A 7,775-nucleotide genomic window follows, 5' to 3' on the forward strand; every position below is an offset into this window, starting at 1 on the left:
CCCCGCTCTCGCCGCCGCCCTCTCCCGCAACCGCGCCCACATGCGGCCCTGGGAGCCGCACCGCCCCGAGCGTTACTACACCCCGGCCGGCCAGGCGGAGCGGCTCGGGGACGGGAGCGTGCGGTGGGTCGCCGCGGACGGCGGGCGGATCACCGCGTGCGCCACGCTCTCCGGGATCGCCCTCGGGCCCTTCCGCAGCGCCTCCCTCGGGTACTGGGTGGACGAGGAGTACACCGGGCGGGGTCTGGCGACCGCGCTGGTGGAGGAGGTGTGCCGGGCGGCGCGGGAGGAGCTGGGTCTGCACCGGGTCGAGGCGGGGACCGTCCTGGACAACCACGCCTCGCAGCGGGTGCTCGTGAAGGCCGGCTTCGAGCGCTTCGGCACCGCGCCCCGCTACCTCCACATCGACGGCGCCTGGCGCGACCACCATCTCTTCCAGCGCGTCCTGCACGACGATCCCCCGCCCCACGCCTGACACGGGGCCCCCGGTGGCGTACGCTCGACGGCTGCCCAGTGCACGTCAGAAGGGGGCCTCGGTGGCCGCGCAGGAAGCCGTGGACACGGTCAGGGACCGTGAGATCGGTGTCGAGCAGGAACATCTGGACCAGGTCTACCGCCGTCTGGAGGAGAAGATCCACGAGGCGGAGTTCCTGATGAACGACGCCGCCCAGCGCGCCCAGGTCGGCACGCCCGGCGCGCTCGCCGAGCGTGACGCCCAGGTCTTCCGTGCCGGGATCCACCTCAACCGGCTGAACAACGAGTTCGAGGACTTCCTCTTCGGCCGGATCGACCTGCTGTACGGCAAGGACGGCAAGAAGGGACCCGACGGCGCCTACACCTCCGTGGAGCCCGCCGAGGACGCCATCCGGCCCGACAACACGGCCGAGATCGGGGAGACCCTCCACATCGGCCGCATCGGCGTCCTGGACTCCGACTACTCCCCGCTCGTCATCGACTGGCGCGCACCCGCCGCCGCGCCCTTCTACCGGTCCACGCCCGTGGACCCCGGCCGGGTGGTGCGCCGCCGGGTCATCCGTTCCAAGGGCCGCAAGGTGCTCGGCGTCGAGGACGACCTGATGCGCCCGGAGCTGAAGGCGACCCTCGCCGGGCGCGAGCTGCCCGCGATCGGCGACGGCGCCCTGATGGCCGCGCTCGGCCAGGCCCGCAGCCACACCATGCGGGACATCGTCTCCTCCATCCAGGCCGAGCAGGACCTGGTCATCCGCGCGCCCGCCGCCTCCGTGACGTACGTCGAGGGCGGTCCCGGCACCGGCAAGACGGCGGTCGCCCTGCACCGGGCGGCCTACCTGCTCTACCAGGACCGGCGCCGGTACGCGGGCGGCATCCTCATCGTCTCGCCGACCCCGCTCCTCGTGTCGTACACGGAGGGCGTGCTGCCCTCGCTCGGCGAGGAGGGCCAGGTCGCGATCCGCGCGCTGGGCTCGCTGGTCGACGGGTTGGAGGCCACCGCGTACGACGAGCCGGCCGTCGCCCGGATCAAGGGCTCCTCCCGCATGGTCGCCGTCCTCCGCAAGGCCGCCCGGGGCGCCCTGGAGACCCCCGCGCCCAAGGCGCAGCCCGAGCTGGGGGAGGACGCCGACCGGGCCCCCGCCGGCACTCCCACCCGGCTGCGCGTGGTCGCCTTCGGCCGCCGCCTGGAGCTGGAGTCCGACGAACTGCGGCGGATCCGGCAGAACGTGCTGTCCGGCACCACCCCCGTGAACCTGCTCCGCCCGCGCGCCCGCCGGCTGCTCCTCGACGCGCTGTACGCCAAGTCCGGCGCCGTCGGCCGGCACAGCGACCCGCAGCTCGCCGCCGAGCTGCGGTCCTCCTTCGACGAGGACGTGTCGACCGAGGACTCCTTCCTCGGCTTCCTCGACGCCTGGTGGCCCGAGCTCACCCCGCGCCGGGTCCTCGACGCGATGGCCGACGAGAAGCGCCTGGGCCGCTGGGCCCGCCGCGTCCTGAACCAGGGGGAGGTGCGGCGGCTCGCCCGCTCGCTGCGCCGGCCCGGCCTGTCGGTGCACGACGTGGCCCTCCTCGACGAGCTGCAGACCCTGCTCGGCGCTCCGGCCCGGCCGCGGCGGAAGCGGGAGTACGACCCGCTGGACCAGCTCACCGGCCTGGAGGAGCTGATGCCGGTACGGGAGGAGACGCAGCGCGAGCGGGCCGAGCGGCTCGCCGCCGAACGCACCGAGTACGCGCACGTCATCGTGGACGAGGCGCAGGACCTCACGCCCATGCAGTGGCGGATGGTCGGCCGCCGGGGCCGGCACGCGACCTGGACGGTGGTGGGCGACCCGGCGCAGTCCTCCTGGTCCGACCCGGACGAGGCCGCCGCCGCCCGCGACGAGGCCCTCGGCAGCCGTCCGCGCCGGCGCTTCGAGCTGACCGTGAACTACCGCAACCCGGCGGAGATCGCGGAGCTCGCCGCGCGTGTCCTCGCGCTCGCGATGCCGGGCAAGGAGGCCCCGCGCGCGGTCCGCTCGACCGGTGTGGAGCCCCGCTTCGTCGCCGTAGCGGAAAACACCCACCTGGCCGAAACCGTACGGTCCGAGGCCGAGCGGCTGCTCGGTGAGGTGGACGGCACGGTGGGCGTCGTCGTCGCCATGAACCGGCGCGGCGAGGCCGCCCGCTGGCTCGCCGGGCTCGGTGACCGGGTGGTGGCCCTCGGCTCCCTGGAGGCGAAGGGCCTGGAGTACGACGCCACTCTCGTCGTCTCGCCCGCGGAGATCGCGGACGAGTCCCCGGCCGGCCTGCGGGTCCTGTACGTGGCGCTGACGCGCTCCACGCAGGCCCTGACCGTCTTGTCGGGCCCGCGTGACCTGCCCGACGCCGAGGGCGTACCGGACCTGCTGAGGGACTGATTTCAGGTCAACCTGTGGCGCTGGAATCACCGGGCGGGGTGGTTTGTTAGCCTGGGTGTGGCACCGGCTCGATCCAAGCCCCCGGGCCCAACCTTCGTCCCTCAGAGGGACCACTTGCCGCGAGGCGAGCATGGCGGGTCGGTGCCACTTAGACGTACATACAAAGTTGAGGCCCCAGGTCACCTCAGGTGACGGGGGCCTCTTCTGCATCCCCCGCATCTCTCGTATGGTGGAAACTACTTTCCGAAAACAAAATGACCGCATTACCTGCTACCGGCAGGTAGGTGCGACCATCGGAGGGCGCCGCCGGGTCAACCAGCCGGGGCGGCGTAGCAACGAAGCTAGGGAAAGCAGAGGAACTCGGCCATGGCAACGGCGCCCAGCGTCTCGTACTCGATGACGGTCCGCCTTGAGGTACCCGCGAGCGGGACCGCGGTCTCCCAGCTCACCACGGCGGTCGAGTCCCACGGCGGCTCCGTGACCGGCCTCGACGTGACCGCCTCCGGTCACGAGAAGCTGCGCATCGACGTCACCATCGCCGCGACCTCCACCGCGCACGCCGAGGAGATCGTCGAGCAGCTCCGCGGCATCGAGGGCGTCACCCTCGGCAAGGTCTCGGACCGCACCTTCCTGATGCACCTCGGCGGCAAGATCGAGATGGCGTCCAAGCACCCCATCCGCAACCGCGACGACCTCTCCATGATCTACACCCCCGGCGTCGCCCGCGTCTGCATGGCGATCGCCGAGAACCCCGAGGACGCCCGCCGCCTCACCATCAAGCGCAACTCCGTCGCGGTCGTGACCGACGGCTCCGCCGTCCTCGGCCTCGGCAACATCGGCCCCAAGGCCGCCCTGCCCGTCATGGAGGGCAAGGCCGCCCTCTTCAAGCGCTTCGCCGGCATCGACGCCTGGCCGATCTGCCTCGACACGCAGGACACCGACGCGATCGTCGAGATCGTCAAGGCCATCGCCCCGGGCTTCGCGGGCATCAACCTGGAGGACATCTCGGCGCCCCGCTGCTTCGAGATCGAGGCCCGGCTGCGCGAGGCCCTCGACATCCCGGTCTTCCACGACGACCAGCACGGCACCGCCATCGTCGTCCTCGCCGCCCTCACCAACGCGCTGCGCGTCGTCGGCAAGGGCATCGGGGACGTCCGGGTCGTCATGTCCGGCGCCGGCGCGGCCGGCACGGCCATCCTCAAGCTGCTCATCGCCGCGGGCGTGAAGCACGCCGTCGTCGCCGACATCCACGGTGTCGTCCACGCCGGCCGCGAGGACCTGGTGGACGCCTCCGCCGACTCGCCGCTGCGCTGGATCGCCGACAACACCAACCCGGAGGGCGTCACCGGCACCCTCAAGGAGGCGGTCGTCGGCGCCGACGTCTTCATCGGCGTCTCCGCCCCGAACCTGCTGGGCGCCGAGGACGTCGCCGCGATGGCCGAGGACGCCATCGTGTTCGCGCTCGCGAACCCGGACCCGGAGGTCGACCCGGCCGCCGCCCGGCAGACCGCCGCCGTCGTCGCCACCGGCCGCTCGGACTTCCCCAACCAGATCAACAACGTGCTGGTCTTCCCGGGTGTCTTCCGCGGTCTGCTCGACGCCCAGTCGCGCACGGTCAACACGGAGATGATGCTCGCCGCCGCCACGGCCCTCGCCGACGTCGTCACCGAGGACGAGCTCAACCCGAACTACATCATCCCGTCGGTCTTCAACGACAAGGTCGCCGGCGCGGTCGCGGGAGCGGTCCGCAACGCGGCCAAGGCGGCGGGCGCGGGCGCCTGACGCCCGCGGCGGCCCGTGCGGCCACGGCGGGCCCCGCGCGGCGCCTGCCGGGGTCCGGCGGGCCCCTTCGGGGACTCCGTCGTGCCCACGGCCCGTGACCGGGCGTGTCGTGGGTCGCGGCACCATAAACCCGCCTTTAGGGTGGATCTCCGGCTCGGTGTACCTCACGCGGAGTCGACGCTGCGTCACCACCTGGGAACTCTGGCGCTTTTCGTGTGACCCCAGGGGGTGCCGGATTGGCGTTCCCGCCGCTGGTGGGGGCAGGATGCGTGTTTGGGCGCGAGGGTCCGTCAAGGGACCCGGGTCCGGGGACTGTCCGAAGGCCCTGGCAGCATCGGCTTCGCTGTACCCAGTCATGCGGCTCTCGCCGCGTGGCACGCCTCACAGGCAAGAAGAACACGGGAGTAACAACATGAACCGCAGTGAGCTGGTGGCCGCGCTGGCCGACCGCGCCGAGGTGACCCGCAAGGACGCCGACGCCGTCCTCGCCGCCCTCGCCGAGACCGTCGGTGAGGTCGTCGCCAAGGGCGACGAGAAGGTCACCATCCCCGGCTTCCTGACCTTCGAGCGCACCCACCGTGCCGCTCGCACCGCTCGTAACCCGCAGACCGGCGACCCGATCAACATCCCGGCCGGCTACAGCGTGAAGGTCTCCGCGGGCTCGAAGCTCAAGGAAGCCGCCAAGGGCAAGTAAGCCGTCGCGGGCGGGCAGCACCGCCCGCCGGCAGCGTGCCGGGGCCGCTGGACGGCCCGGGGCAGGCACGGAGGGCGGCCACCCTGTCAGGGGGTGGCCGCCCTCTTCGTACGCCCGCACCCCGTACCGCCCGCGCCCGCACCCCGGGACACCTGCCCCCGGGAAGCCCGTGCGGGGCCCGTACGGCGGGCGAAGCCCGGGCAGGAGCCCCGGAAGACGCGAGAGGGCCCGTACGGCGTCCGTACGGGCCCTCTCGGCGTGCGACCGGGGGTCAGACCAGCGCGCCGCCCGGCAGCTCGACCTTGGCGCCGAGCTCCACCAGCTTGTCCATGAAGTTCTCGTAGCCACGGTTGATCAGCTCGATGCCGTGGACCCGGGAGGTGCCCTGGGCCGCCAGCGCCGCGATCAGGTACGAGAAGCCGCCGCGCAGGTCGGGGATGACCAGATCGGCGCCCTGGAGCTTGGTCGGACCGCTGACGACGGCCGAGTGGAGGAAGTTCCGCTGGCCGAAGCGGCAGTCCGAACCGCCCAGGCACTCGCGGTACAGCTGGATGTGCGCGCCCATCTGGTTCAGGGCGGAGGTGAAGCCGAGCCGCGACTCGTACACCGTCTCGTGGACGATGGAGAGACCGGAGGCCTGCGTCAGGGCCACCACCAGCGGCTGCTGCCAGTCGGTCTGGAAACCGGGGTGGACGTCCGTCTCCAGGGCGATCGCGTTGAGCGAGCCGCCCGGGTGCCAGAAGCGGATGCCCTCGTCGTCGATCTCGAAGGCGCCGCCGACCTTCCGGTAGGTGTTGAGGAAGGTCATCATCGAGCGCTGCTGCGCGCCGCGCACGTAGATGTTGCCCTCGGTGGCGAGCGCCGCGGAGGCCCAGGAGGCCGCCTCCAGGCGGTCCGGGAGGGCCCGGTGGGTGTAGCCGTCGAGCTTGTCGACACCGGTGATCCGGATGGTCCGGTCGGTGTCCATGGAGATGATCGCGCCCATCTTCTGCAGGACGCAGATCAGGTCCTCGATCTCGGGCTCGACGGCCGCGTTCGACAGCTCGGTGACGCCCTCGGCGAGGACGGCGGTGAGCAGCACCTGCTCGGTCGAGCCGACCGAGGGGTACGGAAGGCGGATCTTGCAGCCGCGAAGACGCTGCGGCGCCTCCAGGTACTGGCCGTCGGCCCGCTTCTCGATGGTCGCGCCGAACTGGCGGAGCACGTCGAAGTGGAAGTCGATCGGCCGGCCGCCGATGTCGCAGCCGCCGAGGCCCGGGATGAAGGCGTGGCCGAGGCGGTGGAGCAGCGGGCCGCAGAACAGGATCGGGATGCGGGACGAACCGGCGTGGGCGTCGATGTCGGCGACGTTCGCGGACTCGACGTGCGTCGGGTCGAGCACCAGCTCGCCGGGCTCGTCGCCCGGGCGCACCGTCACACCGTGCAGCTGGAGCAGGCCGCGGACGACCCGGACGTCACGGATGTCCGGCACGTTGCGCAGCCGGCTCGGCCCGCTGCCGAGGAGCGCGGCGACCATCGCCTTGGGCACGAGGTTCTTCGCGCCGCGGACGCGGATCTCGCCCTCCAGCGGGGTTCCGCCATGGACGAGCAGTACATCATGGCTGTCTGTGCCGGTCATGAATCTCGCGTTCCGGAGTTGTCGGTCGGGTGGCCAGAGAAAAGGGTAAGGGTCCATGACACCCCTTCCCGGCGTGTCGGGGGGCTTCTCAGACGTAATGAATTCGGCACAACACCCTCCGTTCTCGTGATCTTGCGGAGCGTCACGGTCCGGTTCGATGGGCGGGGCGGTATCGCGGTGTCTCGGCCCCGCTGTCCCTTCCCTTCCGACCTGCGGGAGTCCGTCGTGTAACCGGCATTGCGCCCGACAACCCCCGCAAACGCCGAAGATGCGGGATCATGTGTCGCATGACCGAGGTGTCCTCGCTCACAGGACGGCTGCTCGTGGCCACCCCCGCGCTGGCGGATCCGAATTTCGACCGCGCGGTGGTGCTGCTGCTCGACCACGACGACGAGGGTTCGCTCGGCGTGATCCTCAACCGGCCCACGCCGGTGACCGTCGGCGACATCCTCGCCCCCTGGGCGGATCTGGCCGGCGAGCCCGGGGTCGTCTTCCAGGGCGGCCCCGTCTCGCTCGACGCGGCCCTCGGGGTCGGTGTGATCCCCGGCGACGAGGGTCCGCTCGGCTGGCGGCGGGTGCACGGCGCGATCGGCCTCGTCGACCTGGAGGCCCCGCCCGAACTCCTCGGCCCCGCGCTCGGCTCGCTCCGCATCTTCGCCGGGTACGCGGGCTGGGGTCCCGGCCAGTTGGAGGACGAACTGACCGAGGGCGCCTGGTACGTGGTCGAGTCGGAGCCCGGTGACGTCTCGTCCCCCCGGCCGGAGACCCTGTGGCGCCAGGTCCTGCGGCGCCAGCGCGGAGACCTGGCCATGGT

General features: G+C 72.0%; 6 protein-coding genes. 5 read left to right on the forward strand and 1 reads right to left on the reverse strand.

Going from position 1 to position 7,775, the window contains the following annotated elements; all coding sequences use genetic code 11:
• The 4 genes from RIF68_RS19655 to RIF68_RS19670 all read left to right on the forward strand — a co-directional run.
• A partial coding sequence (locus RIF68_RS19655; RefSeq protein ID WP_309052590.1) for a GNAT family protein occupies positions 1 to 475 on the forward strand: 475 nt, incomplete at its 5' end.
• A gap of 61 nt (positions 476 to 536) precedes the next feature.
• The gene (locus RIF68_RS19660) at positions 537 to 2,867 is read left to right on the forward strand and encodes a UvrD-helicase domain-containing protein (RefSeq protein ID WP_309052591.1); all 2,331 of its coding nucleotides are present in this window, start codon (positions 537 to 539) and stop codon (positions 2,865 to 2,867) included.
• 366 nt (positions 2,868 to 3,233) lie between these two features.
• Positions 3,234 to 4,649 carry an NAD-dependent malic enzyme gene (locus tag RIF68_RS19665; RefSeq protein WP_309052592.1) on the forward strand — a complete coding sequence of 472 codons (1,416 nt, stop codon included), beginning with the start codon at positions 3,234 to 3,236 and terminating at the stop codon, positions 4,647 to 4,649.
• A 412-nt stretch (positions 4,650 to 5,061) separates the two neighbouring features.
• Entirely contained in the window at positions 5,062 to 5,343 is a 282-nt protein-coding gene (locus RIF68_RS19670; RefSeq protein ID WP_017237029.1) for an HU family DNA-binding protein, read from the forward strand.
• Positions 5,344 to 5,614: 271 nt separating this feature from the next.
• Here the strand turns inward: RIF68_RS19670 and murA are convergent, their stop codons facing one another.
• Positions 5,615 to 6,961 (reverse strand): UDP-N-acetylglucosamine 1-carboxyvinyltransferase, encoded by a 1,347-nt coding sequence (gene murA, locus RIF68_RS19675; RefSeq protein WP_309052593.1) that lies wholly within the window; start codon positions 6,959 to 6,961, stop codon positions 5,615 to 5,617.
• 287 nt (positions 6,962 to 7,248) lie between these two features.
• On the opposite strand from murA, the gene RIF68_RS19680 reads away from it, so the two are divergent.
• Positions 7,249 to 7,775: YqgE/AlgH family protein (locus tag RIF68_RS19680; protein WP_309052594.1), on the forward strand; the 527-nt coding region annotated here is incomplete at its 3' end.

The sequence above is a fragment of the Streptomyces sp. genome (genome assembly GCF_031178505.1).
Lineage (GTDB): Bacteria > Actinomycetota > Actinomycetes > Streptomycetales > Streptomycetaceae > Streptomyces > Streptomyces gulbargensis.

What these genes read in the sequence shown, in the direction of transcription:
- RIF68_RS19665 (WP_309052592.1), top strand. Translation starts at nt 3,234, where the DNA reads ATGGCAACGGCGCCCAGCGTCTCGTACTCGATGACGGTCCGCCTTGAG.
- murA (WP_309052593.1), bottom strand. Translation starts at nt 6,961, where the DNA reads ATGACCGGCACAGACAGCCATGATGTACTGCTCGTCCATGGCGGAACC.
- RIF68_RS19670 (WP_017237029.1), top strand. Translation starts at nt 5,062, where the DNA reads ATGAACCGCAGTGAGCTGGTGGCCGCGCTGGCCGACCGCGCCGAGGTG.